The organism is Mesorhizobium sp. M0659 (assembly GCF_040320605.1).
In the GTDB taxonomy this organism is placed as follows: Bacteria; Pseudomonadota; Alphaproteobacteria; order Rhizobiales; family Rhizobiaceae; genus Mesorhizobium.
The window spans coordinates 1-17,225 of record NZ_JAMYPY010000045.1; the positions used below are offsets into that span (position 1 = coordinate 1).

14 protein-coding genes and 1 tRNA gene are annotated in these 17,225 nt (G+C 63.5%); 8 read left to right on the forward strand and 7 right to left on the reverse strand.

Features of this window, described 5'->3' with window-relative positions:
• Positions 1–271 precede the first annotated feature (271 nt).
• The 3 genes from NKI31_RS31245 to NKI31_RS31255 all read left to right on the forward strand — a co-directional run bounded on the left by NKI31_RS31245 (position 272) and on the right by NKI31_RS31255 (position 4,393).
• Positions 272–2,053 carry an ABC transporter ATP-binding protein gene (locus NKI31_RS31245; protein ID WP_023698727.1) on the forward strand — a complete coding sequence of 594 codons (1,782 nt, stop codon included), beginning with the start codon at positions 272–274 and terminating at the stop codon, positions 2,051–2,053.
• A 128-nt stretch (positions 2,054–2,181) separates the two neighbouring features.
• A complete protein-coding gene (locus NKI31_RS31250) occupies positions 2,182–3,132 on the forward strand; it encodes a hypothetical protein (protein WP_352626012.1) in 951 nt (316 codons plus the stop codon).
• Positions 3,133–3,181: 49 nt separating this feature from the next.
• A complete protein-coding gene (locus NKI31_RS31255; RefSeq protein WP_352653401.1) occupies positions 3,182–4,393 on the forward strand; it encodes a hypothetical protein in 1,212 nt (403 codons plus the stop codon).
• 48 nt (positions 4,394–4,441) lie between these two features.
• On the opposite strand, the gene NKI31_RS31260 is transcribed toward NKI31_RS31255, so the two are convergent.
• The 3 genes from NKI31_RS31260 to NKI31_RS31270 form a co-directional block, all read right to left on the reverse strand.
• Positions 4,442–7,867, reverse strand: coding sequence for an acyl-[ACP]--phospholipid O-acyltransferase (locus NKI31_RS31260; RefSeq protein WP_352653402.1), 3,426 nt, complete (start codon positions 7,865–7,867; stop codon positions 4,442–4,444).
• Positions 7,868–7,959: 92 nt separating this feature from the next.
• On the reverse strand, positions 7,960–8,247 hold the full coding sequence (locus tag NKI31_RS31265) for a YiaA/YiaB family inner membrane protein (protein WP_023668598.1): 288 nt from the start codon (positions 8,245–8,247) through the stop codon (positions 7,960–7,962).
• A 24-nt stretch (positions 8,248–8,271) separates the two neighbouring features.
• Entirely contained in the window at positions 8,272–8,976 is a 705-nt protein-coding gene (locus NKI31_RS31270) for a PspA/IM30 family protein (protein WP_352653403.1), read from the reverse strand.
• 107 nt (positions 8,977–9,083) lie between these two features.
• Between NKI31_RS31270 and NKI31_RS31275 the strand changes: the two genes are divergently transcribed.
• Both NKI31_RS31275 and NKI31_RS31280 read left to right on the forward strand, forming a co-directional pair.
• Entirely contained in the window at positions 9,084–9,692 is a 609-nt protein-coding gene (locus NKI31_RS31275; protein WP_352653404.1) for a TetR/AcrR family transcriptional regulator, read from the forward strand.
• 103 nt (positions 9,693–9,795) lie between these two features.
• The gene (locus tag NKI31_RS31280; RefSeq protein ID WP_352653405.1) at positions 9,796–11,757 is read left to right on the forward strand and encodes an acyltransferase family protein; all 1,962 of its coding nucleotides are present in this window, start codon (positions 9,796–9,798) and stop codon (positions 11,755–11,757) included.
• A gap of 47 nt (positions 11,758–11,804) precedes the next feature.
• Here the strand turns inward: NKI31_RS31280 and NKI31_RS31285 are convergent.
• Positions 11,805–11,880, reverse strand: a tRNA-Ala gene (locus tag NKI31_RS31285).
• Positions 11,881–12,028: 148 nt separating this feature from the next.
• Here NKI31_RS31285 and NKI31_RS31290 point away from each other — a divergent pair.
• The gene (locus tag NKI31_RS31290; protein WP_023668602.1) at positions 12,029–12,319 is read left to right on the forward strand and encodes a YggT family protein; all 291 of its coding nucleotides are present in this window, start codon (positions 12,029–12,031) and stop codon (positions 12,317–12,319) included.
• Between the two features lie 13 nt (positions 12,320–12,332).
• The gene (locus NKI31_RS31295) at positions 12,333–12,644 is read left to right on the forward strand and encodes a DUF167 family protein (protein ID WP_023715892.1); all 312 of its coding nucleotides are present in this window, start codon (positions 12,333–12,335) and stop codon (positions 12,642–12,644) included.
• A gap of 110 nt (positions 12,645–12,754) precedes the next feature.
• Here NKI31_RS31295 and NKI31_RS31300 read toward each other — a convergent pair whose 3' ends face one another.
• From NKI31_RS31300 to NKI31_RS31310, 3 genes are read right to left on the reverse strand one after another with little or no spacing between them, the layout of a single operon-like run.
• Positions 12,755–13,636 carry a MurR/RpiR family transcriptional regulator gene (locus tag NKI31_RS31300; RefSeq protein ID WP_023681445.1) on the reverse strand — a complete coding sequence of 294 codons (882 nt, stop codon included), beginning with the start codon at positions 13,634–13,636 and terminating at the stop codon, positions 12,755–12,757.
• A gap of 50 nt (positions 13,637–13,686) precedes the next feature.
• Positions 13,687–14,754, reverse strand: coding sequence for an ABC transporter ATP-binding protein (locus NKI31_RS31305; RefSeq protein WP_352653406.1), 1,068 nt, complete (start codon positions 14,752–14,754; stop codon positions 13,687–13,689).
• Positions 14,755–14,756: 2 nt separating this feature from the next.
• Complete coding sequence (locus NKI31_RS31310; RefSeq protein WP_023668606.1) at positions 14,757–15,527, reverse strand: SDR family oxidoreductase; 771 nt, start codon at positions 15,525–15,527, stop codon at positions 14,757–14,759.
• Between the two features lie 176 nt (positions 15,528–15,703).
• On the opposite strand from NKI31_RS31310, the gene NKI31_RS31315 reads away from it, so the two are divergent.
• Entirely contained in the window at positions 15,704–16,936 is a 1,233-nt protein-coding gene (locus NKI31_RS31315; RefSeq protein WP_023668607.1) for an ABC transporter substrate-binding protein, read from the forward strand.
• Positions 16,937–17,225: the final 289 nt, after the last annotated feature.

The window sequence follows — 17,225 nt, forward strand, 5'->3', positions numbered from 1 at the left end:
TGTGGTGATCTGCGCATCAGCGAGATCGTCGACATGCCGAATTGGGTGGTGTCGTTCTATTTTCCGCGTTGCGTGTTTGAATGATGTCAGGTCGGCGCTGCACCCCCACCCCGCTGCTTCGCAGCGACCCTCCCCACAAGGCGGAGGGTAAAGCGCTGCCGCCCTACCTCCCCCTTGTGGGGAGGTCGGACCGGACGTCCGGGTGGGGGGCAGCGCCAAGGTTTGTGCGAATGGTGCGACGGAACCAATCCGTCGCAGGGCTCCACCCACAATGACCCTCGCCGACACCCCCGTCCTCTCCATCGCCAACCTCTCCGTCAGCGTGCGCGGCGAGGACGGCGAGCGCAATGTAGTCTCCAACCTGTCGCTGACGCTGGCGCGCGGTGAGACGCTTTGCATTGCCGGCGAATCCGGCTCCGGCAAGTCGATGACCGCGCTGGCGATCATGCAGCTTTTGCCGCAGCCGGCGGCGCGCATATCGTCAGGCATGATCCGTCTTCGGGATGGGAATCGGGGCGACACCGACCTAGCAACCCTCGACGAACGCCAGATGCGGCGCATTCGCGGCGACCGCATCGCCATGATCTTCCAGGAGCCGATGACCTCGCTCAATCCGGTGCTGTCGATCGGCCGGCAACTGACCGAATCCATCGAAGCGCATACCAGCCTGTCGTCGGCGCAAGCCCGCCAGCGCGCGATCGAGGCGTTGAAGGCGGTGCGCATTTCGGAGGCGGAAAGCCGGCTAAAGCAGTTTCCGCACGAACTCTCCGGCGGCATGCGCCAGCGGGTGATGATCGCCATGGCGCTGGCGCTCGAGCCCGACGTGCTGATCGCCGATGAGCCGACGACGGCGCTCGACGTCACCGTGCAAGGCGAAGTGCTGGAGCTGTTGCGCGACCTGCAGCGCCAGCATGGCACCAGCGTCATCCTGATCACCCACGATATGGGCGTGGTTGCCGAAATGGCCGACCGGGTCATCGTCATGCGCGACGGCCGCATGGTCGAAGAAGGCACGACATCGGATATTTTTGCCCGCCCGCAGGCCGACTATACGCGCGAACTGCTGGCTGCCGTGCCGCGCATCGGCAGTGGTGTCGGTCGACAGAAATCCAGGGATGCGATTGACGTCTTGAAACCGGCCAATGTCGCCGAGGTCAACGACCTGCATGTCCGCTTCGATCTGCGTGGCGGCATCTTTGGCCGGGTCACCCGCCGCGTCCACGCCGTCGAGGGCGTCAGCTTCTCGATCGCGCCCAACGAAACGCTTGCTCTGGTCGGCGAATCCGGCTGCGGCAAGTCGACGACCGCCAAGGCGCTGGCCGGACTGGCGCCGTATAGCGGCGACATCGTCATTGGCGGGCGCAATCTCTCCGGTCTTGGCCGCGACGAGCGCAAGGCGGTGCGCCGTGACGTCCAGATGATTTTCCAGGATCCCTTCGCTTCGCTCGATCCGCGCATGCGCGTCGGCGAGCTCGTCGCCGAGCCGCTGGTGATCCATGGCATCGCCTCCAAGGACGAGCGCCGCGAACGGGTGGGGGCGCTGTTCGAGCGTGTCGGCCTGTCGGCCGACCAGATGGAGCTTTACCCGCACGAATTCTCCGGTGGCCAGCGCCAGCGCGTCTGCATCGCCCGAGCGCTGGCGCTACGACCAAAACTGATCATCGCTGACGAAAGCGTCTCCGCGCTCGACGTCTCGGTGCAGGCGCGTGTGCTCGATTTGCTGAAGGAATTGCAGCGCGAATTCGGCGTCGCCTATCTCTTCATCTCGCACGACATGGCGGTGGTCGAGAACATTTCCGACCGCGTTGCCGTCATGTATCTCGGCCAGATCGTCGAGATGGGCACGCGCGACCAGGTGTTTTCCAACCCGCGCCATCCCTACACCAGGCGGCTGATCGACGCCGTGCCGGTGCCCGATCCGGCGCAGCGCAGAACGCGCTTCGCGCGCCTCGACCAGGAAATCCCGAGCGCCACCCGCAGGATCGGGGAGGCGCCGCTGAAGCTGGCGCTGAACGATGTCGGCGGCGGCCATCTGGTTGCTGCGGAAAGCTGAGCCCGCACTGGCTGGCAGCTGTTCTTTTACTTTGTTGAGTACAACCAAGAACTGCCGTCTCGGGTTTACCGCGTCTTAGGTGGACGGCGGCCACTATACGGTCGGAGTTCTTGCAAAGGGGAAAAATAGTGCTCAAGGCGGTTCTGCAGCTGCTGCCGGGTCGGTTCATGGATGTGCGCATGCGCGTATCCGCCGACTACGAGACGCGCGTCGTGGAGCGGCCCGGGCGCTGGATGAAGGCTGCCGAACTGGAGCAGCTGAGCAGCGATCTGCGGCTGGTAGCGTCCAAGACACTGAAGTTCGGCAGCCTGACCTATGGCGTGTTTTCCGGCGACCGCAGCCGGCTGGAACATTCCATCATCACCATTGTCTACCGGCGCAGCGACCGGCAGCCGATCGCCTTCAACGCGCTGGCGCTGATGGAGATATCGCTCGCCGGCAAGCCCTATGAAGTCTTGCACCTCGGTCTGGTCATGATCGATCCCGACGAGCGCAGCCGCGGGCTGAGCTGGATCCTTTACGGCCTGACCTGCTTCCTGATGTTTTTGCGCAATCAACTGCGGCCGATCTGGATTTCCAATGTCACCCAGGTACCCGCTGTCGTCGGCATGGTCGCGGAGGCGTTCAGCAATGTGTTCCCAGGACCGCATGCCGGCGCGCGCCGCTCGCTTACCCATGTGCTTCTGGCGCGGCAGATCATGGCGCGCCATCGCCATGTCTTCGGTGTCGGCCCCGAAGCTGGTTTCGACGAAGAGCGCTTCGTCATCACCAACGCCTATACGGGCGGCTCGGACGATCTGAAGAAGACCTTCGACGAGGCGGCCAAGCACCGCGTCGAGACCTTTAACGAGTTCTGCCGCAAGGAACTCGACTACACGCGCGGCGATGATGTGCTGCAGATCGGCCAGATGAGCTTTCAGTCGGCGCGCACCTATCTCGCCGACGCGGTTCCGCGCGGCTCGCTTGCCGCCCTTGCGGTAGCAGGTGCGGCGGCCACGCTGCAGCGGCTGGTTTTGCCGGTGGTACACTGGGCGGATAGCAGCCGCCAATGGAATGTGCTGAGACCATGGACACGCTGATGGCTTCATCCGTGATGATGCCTGGGTGTGAGCTGATGGGCGCTGACCGATGAACCTCGACGACACGCTCGTGGCCGACACCATCACCTCGCTGGCGGCGCTGTTCGGGCTGCTGATCGTGATATCGGTCGTCGGCGGGCGCGACACCGGCGATCCGCTGTCGCGGCGTTTTCTGTTCGGTTTGCGGGTGCTGACGGTTCTGCTCGCCTGCCGCACCCTCGACTGGACCACGGGTCTTGCCCTTTTCCGCTTCGTCACCATCGCGGCGGCGGGTCTGCTGCCGCTGGCCGCACTGCTGCTGACCGAAGGCCTGCTGCGCCGGCACGCGCCGTTCGCTCTCAAGTTCTTCGCCGCCGGCGGTGCCCTGCTGTTCTTCGTTCTGGCGCCGATCCCGGAACGCTTTGCCGAGCCATGGCGAATGGCGGTACTACTTGCCTTCCAGTTCGGAGGTTTTCTCGCCATCGGCTGGTTGGTGATGACGCGCGATCGCGACAGCCTGTCGGCGGCCGAAAACCGCACGGTCGAGCGCATGGCGCTGTCGCTGCTGTTGATCATTCCGTTCATGGTCACCGACTACCGGCCCGGCCTGTTCGAAGTGCCGGTTCGGCTTGGCGGCATCGCCATCCTGTTCCTGTGCTGGCTGACGATCGGCCTTGGACGCGCCAGCCTCGGCCATCGCGACACGATCGGCGCCTTTACCGTGATTACGCTGAGCTCGGTTTTCGCCGGGCTGGCGCTGGGCGGCATCGACGATCTCGGCTGGCGCGGCAGTGTGCAGGGCGTGGTGATCGTGCTGTCGGCGACGCTGCTGGCAGTCATCTACAATTACAGCGTCAGCCTCACCGCGGAGAAGCGCCGCGACTCGTTGCTGAAACACATGGCCGAGGGTGATCTCACCGACTCGGCGCGCTTCCTGCGCGGCCTGCAGAGCCATATCCTTGTCGACGGCGCGCTGATCCTGCCGGCAGGGGACCTCGGCGACTTCGACCTGAAGGTGCTGGCCCGTGCACTGGAGCAGGAGCCCGTGCGCTCGCTCGCCGATACGCAGCCGGGGGCGCCAGTCGACCAGGATATACGCGAGCAGCTGGCATGGCTGTTCGAGAAATTTGAGGCGACCCATGTGCTGCTGGCGACGCTCGAGCCGTTGACCGTGGTGGCGCTCAACATGCCGGCGCTGGCATCGTCGCCGGGCGTGGAAATGGAGCTGCGGGCAGTCCAGCGCATGGCGATGCTGATCTCGCAGCGGCATGCGAAGGGTTGATCATACTGAACGGGCCGGCTCTTGCGTCGGCCCGTTGCCGTAGCCGGGTCAGGCGGCCTTGGTCTTCAAGGCCTCTTCGTCGCGCACCATTTTTGTCACGGCGGCGAAGTCGAGCTTGCCGGAGCCAAGGACCGGTACCTTTGAGACCACCCGCACTTCGGCCGGGACCATCAGGTCCATGGCGCCGTTGGCCTTGGCGTAGGCGAGGAATTCCGCTCGTGTGGCGCCGGATGCCTCAGTGATGAGGATCAGCTTTTCGCCCTTGCGCGCGTCGGGCACTGTGGCGACCGCCGACAGCGAGCCCTTCCACAATTCGCCGGCCAGCGCTTCGACAGCGGCGAGCGAGATCATCTCGCCGCCGATCTTGGCGAAGCGCTTGGCGCGGCCCCGAATGGTGATGAAGCCGCCTTCGTCGATAGCGACGACGTCGCCCGTATCATGCCAGCCGTCGTCGAGCGGTTCGAGCACGCCGGGCTTCTCGGCCCGGAGATAACCGGCCATGACATTGGGGCCGCGCACGAACAGCCGGCCGCCTTCGTCGACGCCGGGGACCGGATCGAGGCGGTATTCCATGCCGGGCATGATCTTGCCGACGGTTCCAGAGCGATTGTACATCGGCGTGTTGATGGAGATCACCGGCGCCGTCTCGGTGACGCCATAGCCCTCGAGTATGCGGACGCCGAACTTCTCCATATAGGTCATGCGCGTCGCTGTCTTGACCGGCTCCGCGCCGGCAAAACAATAGCGTATCGAGCGGAAGTCGTAGGGGTGCGCGGTGCGGGCATAGCCGGAGAGGAAGGTGTCGGTGCCGAAGATGATCGTCGCGTTCGAGCCGTAGATCAGTTCCGGCACGAGGCGGTAGTGCAGCGGCGAGGGGTAGAAATAGACCGGCACGCCGGAGATCAACGGCAGCACCGTGCCCGCGGTCATGCCGAAGGAGTGGAAGATCGGCAGCACGTTGAACACCTTGTCGCCCGAATGGAAGTCGATACGCGACGCCGCCTGGGCGGCGTTGGCCAGGATGTTGCGGTGGGTCAGAACGACGCCCTTCGGCGTGCCTTCCGAACCCGAGGTGAACAAGATCACCGCCGCATCGCCGGGCTTGCGTTTCGCGCGCGGCGTCGACTTGCGCAGCAAGCCGAGCAGCTTATCCTTGAGACTGATGGTCTTTCTGAGATCGTCGAGCCACACGATGTCGACCGAGCGACCGAGTTCCTCGACTACAGCGCCGAGCTTTGCCTGTTCGACGAACGCGCGGGACGTCAGCACGGTGCGGACTTCGGCGGCCTTGCAGGCGGACAGAATATTGGCAGCACCTGCGGTGAAGTTCATCATCGCCGGAACCTTGCCGGCGGACATGACGCCGAGCAGTGTCGCGCAAGAGCCGTTGGCATTGGGCAGCATGATGCCCAGCGTCTGCTGGTCGGCATAAAGGTTCTGGAACTTCTCACCAAGCACGGCGGCAGCCGTGAGCAGCTTGCTGTAGCTGAGAGAACCGGTGACCGGATCCTGAACTGCGAGCTGTTTCATGCCGCGTTCGTTCGCCGTCTCGATGATCTTTTCCAGTACGGTCTTGTCTATGTCCTGGGTGCGGAAAACGAGATCCGACATCACCTGGTAGAGCGCGGAACCCGCCGCGGCGCGGCGCTTGCGGCCCTTCAGCTCCTGCGGCACCTCGAGCTTGACCGGTTCCAGAATGGTCACCTTGACCTTCGGGAACAGGCGGCGGCGCACATGCTGCGAGCTCAGCCGCGAGAAGTAGGTCTTCTCCAGCCCGTCGATGCGCACCGGCACAACCATCGAGCCGGTCTTGTCGGCAACCATGGCGGCGCCGTCATAGACCTTCATCAGGCCGCCGGTCACGGTGATGCGTCCCTCCGGGAAGATCACCAGCGGGTCGCCGCCCTGCACGATCTTGATCAGCGTGCGGGTCGACATCGGCTTGGCCGGGTTGAGCGGCAAAGCGCGGGCAAGTTTCATGAACGGCTTCATCCACCAAGCCTGGGCAATGGTGTAGTCGATGGCGAAGACCGGTTCCTCATCGGTCAGCGTCAAGGCGAGCGGACCGTCGAGGAAGCTGACATGGTTGAGCGCCAGGATCGGCGCCTTGCCGGCCGCCTTGAGGTTTTCCATGCCCTCGACTTCGAGGCGCAGGAAAGCGCGAAACAGGATGGAGACGAAGTCACGGAAGGGGTTCGTCGGCAAATATTTCAGCATCAGCCAGGCGGCAATCGCATTGGCCGCGACGAGGCCGAACAGGATGCCGCCGGTCGAGACCTTCGTCTGGATCAGGGCCATGATGATGCCGCCGCCAGTCATGAAGCCGGCATTGACGATACTGACGGCGGCGACGACCCGGGCGCGCCGCGCTTCGGGCGACCAGGCCTGCACGGCGGCGAAGGTCGGCACCACCAGGAAAGCGGCTGCAATGGCCATGCCGGCGAGGTCGATGGCGACGCGGATCGTGTTTGGGCCGGCGAAGAATGCGCCAAGGGTTTCCGCCTGGGGCGACGGCGTCATACTGGAGATGGTCCAGGCGAGATGCAGGCCGAACAGGGCGAGCAGCGCCGTGCCGACCGGTGCCGGCAACAGCACGATGCGGCCCTGCGACATCCAGGCGGCGATGGCCGAACCGATGGCGATCGAGACGGCGAACACGGCGAGGTAGACGGTGACGGCCATTTCGTTGCCGCCGAGCGAATCCTTGATCAGGACCGGCAGGAGCGAGAGCACGATGGCGCCGATCAGCCAGAACCACGACGTCATCAGGCCGGCGCGCCAGATGCGCGTGTCGGTGCGCAATTCGGCGACCTGGCGCCAGGTCGAGCGGAAGATGTTCTTGTCGATGACAAGGTCGGGCGCCGCCGAACCGGTGGACGGGATATAGCGGCTGACGAGCCAGCAACCGACGGCGAGCGCCATCATGATCGGTCCGAACACCGCGACGCCGATGCCATCGGCGGAAACGACGCCGCCGGCTATGGTGCCGCCGAGAATCGCGGCAAACGTGGCTGACTCGATCCAGGCGTTGGCCTTGGGCAGTTCCTTGCGTTCGAGGTGATCGGGCAGGATTCCGTATTTGATCGGTCCGAACAGCGCCGAGATAATGCCGAACATCAACAGCGCCGTCATCAGCACGGGAATGGACGACAGGGCGATGCCGACGACGGAGACACCCGCCGCGGCGATCTCGGCGAATTTCAGACGCTTGGCTATGAGCGCCTTGTCGAAGCGGTCGGCGAGCTCGCCGCCGAGCGCCGACAGGAGCAGGAAGGGGGCCATGAAGACGGCGCCCGCCAAGGTGACCAGTGATGCCGCCTGGTCCGCCGCCAGCGTGAACAGAATAAGGAACACCAGCGTGTTCTTGAGGAAATTGTCGTTGAAGGCGGACAGGAACTGCGTCCAGAACAAGGGCGCAAAGCGCCTGGATGTCATCAGATGAGCTGTCGGACGATTGATCGGGGCGATTTCCATAGCGGCGACTTCCATTGGGCAAGACCGATTAAAAATCCTGGCTGGATTGATCAGCGGTCTTGCGCGTTGAGCCTTGTTTAGCGGGAACCCGGTTACACTTCGTTACTGCGGCTGACTTCCATCAGCAACTTCTCGGTCTTGGCGTCTTCCAGCCGGTTGATGAAGCGGCTTGCCTCCTCCGAGTCGCGCAGCGTCTTGGTGATGGTGATCGAGGTGTGCACGAGCATGATGGCGGCCATCGCATAAAACCCCTTGGCGGCGAAGCTCGCCTCCATGAAGTAGATGCCGCCGGCCATCATCGTGGCGGCAACGGCGAAACTGGCCATGGTGAAGGTCTTCCAGGCGCTTGAGTCCTTGGGGGAATAGGTGTTCGGGGTCATCGATATGGTCCTTTCGTTTCAAGGTTAGGTTGGTTGGGCGTGGGTCTGTTTCAGGCTGGATACAATCAGGAGCCGTTCGAGCACGGCGTCGGCGCTGCTTCTCAGCGGCGCGCCGCAGCCGGCGGCCGCAAGCTTCTCGCTGACCGCGGCAGGATCGCCCGACTGTTCCATCTCGGCCATGGCGGCCCCGGTGGCGTCGATCTGCTTTTGCCTGGTGCGCAGGCGCAGCAGCGTCTCCTCGGCGTCCCTGAGCGCCGACAGGCTGGAGCCGGGCGCGCTTTCTCGCAGGCGCTGGGTCGAGTCGACCGCGGCAACGATGCGCTGGCCGCGCTGCAATTCGCGCAGGCGCATTTCGGAGACGCGGATGATCCGCTTGAGACGCTCGATCTCGGTGCCGAAGCTTTTCTGCGCCTCGGCGGAGGCGTCGCGTTCGGCTTCCAGCATGGCGATGGTTTCGGCGGCTTCGCGGGCCAGTTCATTCTGTCCCTGCTCGATCGCGGCGATCGTGCGCTTCTCCAAATCGTCGATGCGGAGGACAAGCTTCTTGTACTGCGCGACTTCCTGTTCATTCTGGGCGATGGCAATTGCAACCGCCCGGCGGGCGGCCGCGATAGCGTCGGCGCAATCGCGGATCTGCTGGCGCAGGATTATCAGCGCGTTGCGGTCGACGACCGCCTCGGCGGCTTCGTAGCTTCGGCCGCGAACGAGAGCAAAAAACTGTTTCAACATTTCCGTTTCTCCTCTATGAACGTTGTTCACGACGCAATGTAGCACACTGTGAACGGCGTTCAAGGATAAAATGAACGTTGTTCATGACTTGCGCATAAGGAAGGTTAATGACCGCAAAACGGAACGCCAAACGCGAGGATCTCAAAGGCAGGCTGATCGAGGCCGCGCACGCGCGCATTCAAGCCTCGGGGCTCGCCGGCCTGCGCGCACGCGACATCACGGCCGATGCCGGCTGCGCGCTGGGCGCGCTCTACACCGCCTTCGCAGACCTCGACGAGCTCATCCTGCACGTCAACTCGATCACGCTGGCAAGACTTGGGGCGGCGTTGGAACAGGAGGCGACCGGCGCGGCCGAGCCAAGGGCCAAGCTGAGGGCTCTGGCCAAAGCCTATCTCTCTTTCGCGCGCGACAATCGCATGGCGTGGAAGGCGCTGTTCGAGCATCGCATGGCGCCAGGCGTGGCGGTGCCCGGATGGCATCTGGCCGAACATGCCGTGCTGATCCAGCATCTGGTCGAGCCGCTGGCGGCGCTGCTCCCGGCGGCGGCAACGCCGGAGCTTTTGGCCCGCGCGCGCACGCTGTTCTCCGCCGTGCATGGGATCGTCGCCATCTCGCTCGAAGACCGTTTCATTGGCCTGGCGTCCACCGACCTCGAAAGTGAGCTGCTGGGTTTCGTCGGCACGCTGGTGAGCGGACTGGAGACGGAAAGGGAATGAACTGCTGCGATCGGCTCTTGCCTCACGGCACTCTGCCCTTATGAAGATCGTGGCGCGGACTGCCGGTTGATCCAGGCCGGCTGAGACTGTTGGGGGATACCCGGTGACAATCGATCAGAACCGTCGGTTTCGACCCGAAATACAAGGGTTGCGCGGACTGGCCGTCGCGCTTGTCGTGGTCTATCACCTGTGGCCGGCTGTGCTGCCCGGCGGCTATGTCGGCGTCGACGTCTTTTTCGTCATCTCGGGCTATCTGATCACCGGCCTGCTGGCGCAGATGGCGTTGCGCGACGGCCAGATTTCACTGATCGAATTCTACTCGCGACGGGTGCGACGGTTGTTGCCGGCAGCAACCCTGGTGCTGCTAGTGGCATTGCTGGGCACGCTGCTTTTCATCTCAAAGGCGCGCTGGGAGGAAATAGGCAACCAGATCGTGGCGAGCGCTCTTTATGTCGAGAACTGGCGGCTGGCCTCGATTGCGGTCAGCTATCTCGAGGCCGACACCTTGCCGAGCCCGGTGCAACACTACTGGTCGCTTTCCATCGAAGAGCAGTTCTACATCGCCTGGCCGTTGGTGATGATCGGCGTGATCTGGCTGGCGCGCCGCCGTGACCTTCCGCTGAGGGCCTGCTTGATCGGGGCGTTGTCGCTCATTTTCGCGGCATCACTTGTTGCCTCTGTCGTTTTGACGGCGACGGATCCGGCCCAGGCCTATTTCGTCAGCCATACCCGCCTGTGGGAATTGGCGCTGGGTGGTCTGCTGGTGCTGACCGAACACCGGTTTCGACTGGCGGCACTCACTAGACAGTGGCTGGCGATCGCCGGCATCCTGGGCATCGTTGCGTCCGCCTTGCTGTTTTCCGCTGCAACTCCATTTCCCGGCGTCAGTGCGTTGTTGCCGACCTTGGCCACAGTGCTGGTCATCCTGGCTGGCGAGGTTGAAGTCGGCCGGTTACGTGGGCTCGATTCGTTGCCACTTCGTTTCATCGGCGATCGCTCCTACTCGGTCTATCTATGGCATTGGCCGCTGATCACCATCTTCCAGGCGCAGGGTCATTCGCTGACCCTTGCCGGCGGTTTCGGCCTGATTGCGGCGACCCTGTTTCTATCGGATCTGTCCTATCGATATGTTGAGCAGCGCTACCGGCAAGCCCGGGGCGGCGCCTGGTGGAAGCCGCTGGGGTACGGCACCGCGGCGGTTCTCACATGCGTGGCCGCATCCGGCAGCCTGCTGCTCTTTCTGAAGACCGAACGCATCGACACCGCGCTGATCGGCACGCCTTCCTACCCTGGGCCCGCCGCTCTCGTCTCCGGCGCCGTGGTCCCGGACGGTGTGAACCTTCTGCCGCCGCTGGCCCGGCTGAGGCGGGACGTGCCGGTCGTGTATGCAAGGAAGTGCCACCAGGAGGAAAGCTCGGAGCCCAAACGATGCTCTCTAGGCGATCCCACGGGTGCGAAAACAATGGTTCTGGTGGGAGATTCTCATGCAGCCCAGTGGGTGCCGGCACTGGACAAGATCGCAAAGGACCGCAACTTCAAACTGGTTACCTTTACAAAATCCGCCTGCCCATTCACCCGCGTGGCCATCACGGCGGATGGCAAACCCAACGTCTTATGCGCGCAGTGGCACGAAAAGGTGCTGGCCGAGATCCTAAAGCTGAAACCGGATCTGATCTTCACCAGCCAGTCCAATTACGGAGCGGTTCAGCAAGACGTGATGATCGAGGGGCTGCGAAGTCTCTGGAGCGGGCTGACGGACGCCGGCTCGCAAATCGTTGCCATCCGCAACACGCCATTTATGAAATTCGACCCGGGCGATTGCCTGGGTTCGACCCCAACGAAATGCGTCACCAAACTGAGCGATATAGAGCGGAGCAACGTGTTGGCGCTGGCCGCGGAGGGACAGAAAAATGTGCGCGCTATCGATATGGTCGATGCCATTTGCGGACCGCAACTATGCCCGGCAGTTGTCGGCAACATCATTGTTTGGCGGGACAGTCATCATCTGACCGCCAGCTACTCGCTTGCCCTGGCACCCTATCTCGCAGCGAAGGCGGGGCTTTGACGAGACGTGTCGGAAGTCAGATGTGTCGACAGGCAGGAAAAATCCGCTGGTGGAGCTGAGGAGGATCGAACTCCTGACCTCGTCATTGCGAACGACGCGCTCTCCCAGCTGAGCTACAGCCCCGTCCAGCGGATGGCGCATTTATCGAAGGCTGCGGTTTCCTGTCAAGGCGGGGTTTTGCCGAATTCCCTTGTGCCCGGTGCTTGTAGGCGACCGGCCCTTGCCGGTTTCGCGCGCAATGGCTACATGTCGGCAACAATCGGAGACCGGCATGCTCGCCCTCATTCAAACAATCGTCATGGCGCTGGACCTATACTGGTGGGTCATCATCGCCTCGGCGATCTTTTCCTGGCTCTATGCGTTCAACGTCGTCAACTCGCGCAATCAATTTGTCGGCAGCATCGGCAACATGCTCTACCGGCTGACCGAGCCGGCGCTGCGGCCGATCCGTCGGTTCATGCCCGACCTCGGCGGCGTCGACATTTCGCCGATCATCCTGCTTCTGCTCCTGTTCTTTCTCAGGCAGCTCATTCTCACCACGATAGCGCCGCTGGTCCTGTGAGCCTGACGATGGCATGAGCGCGCCATTCCGCTTGCGCGTCGACGGCATCGACCTGTTTATCCGGCTGACACCGAAGTGTTCGGTGGACAGGCTCGAAGGCGTCGAGGTATCGGCCGACGGGCGCAGCCGTTTGAAGGCGCGCGTGCGCGCCGTGCCGGAGAATGGCGCGGCCAATGCGGCGCTGGAACGGCTGGCGGCCAAGGCGCTGGGCGTTCCGGCATCGGCCGTGTCGGTCATTGCAGGCGGCACGGCGCGGCTGAAGACGGTGCGTGTCGCGGGTGATCCGGCGGTGCTGGCGCAGCGTATCGGGGCGCTCAGCCGCTGATCGAAGATCCAGCGTTGCCGCATGCAGCCCCTTGATCTGTCGGCGGAACAGCGCCCCCCTCTGTCCTGCCGGACATCTCCCCCACGAGATTGGCAGCTTCCGCCCCGCTCTCAATCCCCCAGCGGCAATTTCGGATCGTCGACCTTCAGCGTGTTCACGCTCTGCTTGATGCGGCGCAGGTTTTCGAGAACCCTGGGTCCGCGCGTCTCGGCCACGGAGGTGACGATCATGTCGACGATCGACAGCAGCGCATAGCGCGACGAGGTCGGCTTGTAGATGTTGCCGTCTTCCAGCGACTGGAACTGGATGACGGTGTCGGCGGCCTTGGCGAGCGCTGATTCCGGCGGAGTTACGGCGATGGTGGTGGCGCCATATTGCTGGGCCACCTGCACGGCGTCGATCACCGAGCGCGCATAGCCGGACACCGAGAACGCGATCAGCGTCGTCTCCGATGTGGCGACCGCGGCATACATGCGCTGCAATTGCCCGTCGATCTGCGCCAGCACCGGCACGCCGAGCCGAAACAGCCGGTTCTGCATCTCGGTCGCCATCATCGAGGAAATGCCGCCGGAGCCGATGCACAGCACATTGCCCGAACTGACGATGCGCGCGGCCACGCCCACCAGCGTCTTCATGTCGAGGTTTTCGCTGGCGCGCTGGATGGCGGCGATTGCCGCTTCGGTGATGGCCGACGCAATGCGCTGCTCGCGCGCGTCGCGGTTCAGCGGTTCGGGCGACAGATACTGGCCGCCAATGGCGATCGCCTGCGCCAGGTAGAATTTGAAATCGCGCAGACCCTCGCAGCCGAGATTGCGGCAGAAACGGGTGACCGTCGGCTCGCTGACGCCGACGCGCGCGGCAATTTCCGAGATTGCCGCCTTGGAGGCGAAGTCGAGATCGGTCAGCACGAGGCCGGCCAGGCGGCGGTCCGATTTGGTGCCGTCCTGCGACATCAGCTGCAGGCGCGTGATGATGTCGGCCGGCGTTTTCATTTCTGGGTTGTCGTCTTCATCGTGGTGTTTTCGTTTTCATGCCGGCGCTGTCATAGCGGCAGGCCTGTCGCCGTGTCGAACAGATGGATGTTTGCAGGCGCGACCGAGACCGGCAGCATTTCACCCGGCTTGACCTGTATCCGATCGCGGAACACGGCGCGCACCGTGTCAGCGCCGATGGCGCCATAGACATGGGTTTCCGAGCCGGTCGGCTCGACGACATCGACCTTGATCGCCATCGCGTCGACAGCCTCGCCGATGACGAAGTGTTCGGGCCGTATGCCGGCCTCGACCGTGCTGCCAGCCGGCACCGTCTTGCTGCCGAGCGCCAGTCGCCCTCCGCCGGCCGATTCGAACCAGCTTTTCTCGGGCGTCGTCTTCAGGGCGCCGGAGACAAAACTCATCGACGGCGAGCCGATGAAGGAGGCGACGAATTTGTTGGCGGGACGGTCGTAGAGCTCCAGCGGTGCGCCGACCTGCTGGATCTTGCCGCGGTCCATCACCACGATGCGGTCGGCCATGGTCATGGCCTCGATCTGGTCGTGGGTGACATAGACGATGGTCGATTTCAGCCGCTGGTGCAGCGCCTTGATCTCGGTGCGCATCTGCACGCGCAATTGCGCGTCGAGATTGCTGAGCGGCTCGTCGAACAGGAACACCGAGGGTTCGCGCACGATGGCGCGGCCCATTGCGACGCGCTGGCGCTGGCCGCCCGACAGTTCCCGGGGATAGCGGTCGAGATAGGAGAACAGGTTGAGGACGCCTGAGGCCTTTTTCACCTTGGCGTCGATTGCCGTGCGGCTTTCGCCGCGGATCTTTGGGCCAAAGCCGATATTGTCGGCCGCTTTCAGGTGCGGAAACAGCGCATAGGACTGGAAGACCATCGCGATGTTACGCTGCTGTGGCGGCAAATCGTTGGCGCGCACGCCGCCGATCAAGAGGTCGCCTGCGGTGATCGGCTCCAGCCCGGCCAGCATGCGCAGCAAGGTCGACTTGCCGCAGCCGGAAGGGCCGACCAGCACGACGAACTCGCCGCTCTTGATGTCGAGGCTGATGTTTTCGAGGATATTGTGGCGTCCGAAGGATTTCGACAGGTCGCGGAACTCAACGTCGGTCATGGCTACGCTCCCAGTATGTCGTCGATGAAGGGCAGGAAGCCGGCGGTCAGTCCGGCGTCGACCGGCACCACCGCGCCGGTTATCCCCGATGCGCGATCCGAAACAAGGAAGGCCACCGCTTCGGCCACTTCCGTGGCGTCGACGATGCGGCCGAGCGGATAGAGCCGCTTGAGCTTGCCGAGAACATCCGGGTTCTTGGCCAGGCGATGGTCCCAGGCGGCAGTGCGGATCGAGCCGGGGCAGACGACATTCGCGCGCAGCCCGCTGCGGCCGAGTTCCACAGCGATCGCTTTGGCATAGGCATTGATGCCGGCCTTGGCCGCGGCATAGGCCGGGTTGCCGAAATGGGCGATGGCGTTGACGGAAGAGATGAAGACGACGCTGCCCGAACCGCGCGCGGCCATTGCCTTGATCAGCGGATCGGCGAACAGCATCACCCCGGTCAGATTGAGGTCGAGCTCATGCGTGATCTTGTCGGGGGTCAGCGCTGCAAGAGTCTCGGCGCGCGTCCAGCCGGCATTGTTGATCAGGATGTCGGGCACGCCGTCTTTCCCGAGGATCGCCGTGATCGCGGCATCGGTGGAGATCCGGTCGAGAAGGTCGAAGACGTGGCCCGACGCCAGATGCGGACTGCCGAGCTGGTCTTGCGACTGGTCGCAGCCGACGACGCGCGCGCCTCGTTCGGCCAGCAGCGCCACAATAGCCGAGCCGAGCCCGCCGCCGGCGCCGGTCACCAGCACGGTCTTGCCTGCGAATTCGGCCTTTGAAACCACGCTGCGCGCCTCCCTGGGATACGATAATCGGAAAACGCTATTTTAAGAAATGTAATTAAGCAACAGGATAATCCGCTTGCACGAGGTCAAATGATGGATAATGTAGGAAAGTCACATTAAGCCTTGGTCGCCTGGAAGCCGCAAGAGCGCAGGCGCAATCAAATGGGAGAGATCGAATGAAGCTTGCAAAATGGACTGTCGGCCTGATGGCCGGAATGAGCCTGCTCGCCCTGGCCGCGCAGGCAGATGCCGGCGAGGTGCGCGTAACCGTCGCCGAATACAGCGCCAAGACCGGCCCGTATTTCGAAGCGGTGAAAAAGGAATTCGAGGCAGCCAACCCGGGTATCACCGTCAAGTTCGAAGTTGTGCCGTGGGACGTGCTGCTGCAGAAGCTGACCACCGACATCACCGCCGGTACCAATGCCGACCTGTCGATCATCGGCACCCGCTGGCTGATCGATTTCGTCCAGCAGGATGTCGCCGAGCCGCTCGACGCCTACATCAAGCCAGACTTCAAGGACCGCTTCATCGACACCTTCCTGTCGCCGTCGATCATGGAGGGCAAGACCTATGGCCTGCCGATCGCGGCTTCGGCGCGCGCCATGTACTACAACAAGGAATTGTTCGAGAAGGCCGGAATCGCCAACCCGCCGGCAACCTGGACCGAGTTGCAGGAGGATGCGCGCAAGATCAAGGCGCTGGGCACCGGCACGTTCGGCTTCGGCCTGCAGGGCAAGGAGATCGAGACCGACGTCTATTACTACTATGCGATGTGGTCGCAAGGCACCGAGATTCTCAACAAGGATGGCACGTCGGGCCTCGGCACGCCGGGCGCGCTCGAAGCCGCCAAGCTCTACAAGTCGATGATCGACGAAGGCCTGACGGAACCCGGCGTCACCTCCAACAACCGCGAGGACGTCCAGAACCTGTTCAAGCAGGGCAAGGTCGGCATGATGATCACCGCACCCTTCCTGTCCAACCAGATCAAGGACGAGGCGCCGAACCTGAAATATGGCGTGGCCGCTATCCCCGCCGGACCGACCGGCGCGCGCGGCACGTACGGCGTCACCGATTCCATCATCATGTTCAAGAATTCCAAGAACAAGGATGAGGCCTGGAAGCTGCTCGACTTCCTGTTCACCACCGAACAGCGCGCCAAGTTCACGCAAGGGGAAGGCTTCCTGCCGGTGAACAAGGAAGAGGCCAAGATGGACTATTACGTCAACAATGCCGACCTCGCCGCGTTCACCGCACTGCTGCCCGACGCTCGCTTTGCACCGGTCATCCCCGGCTGGGAAGAAGTCGCCCAGATCACCTCGGATGCCATGCAGAAAATCTATCTCGGCGGCGACCCCGAGGCAGGCTTGAAGGAAGCGGCTGCCAAGGCCAACGCCGTGATTAAGAAATAGGGCGTATCTCCCTGCGCCCGGCGCGGCCCAGAGATCGGGGCGCGCCACACTTTCCTCTCCCTCCGGAGGGGGGAGAGGTGGCTCGGCGAAGCCGAGACGGAGTGGGGGAACCACCTGGCAACCGCCGCGACGGACATAGGAAGGGCAATAGGGGCAAACATCACCTCGCCTTGCGCCCCAAGGGTCGACATCCACTCCGTCGACCCCCACTCCGTCGGGGGCCGCGGGGCCGCGCGGCCCCAGGCGGTTATTCACAGGGGCGGGCCCCCGGGGCGAAGGGGGATGGGGG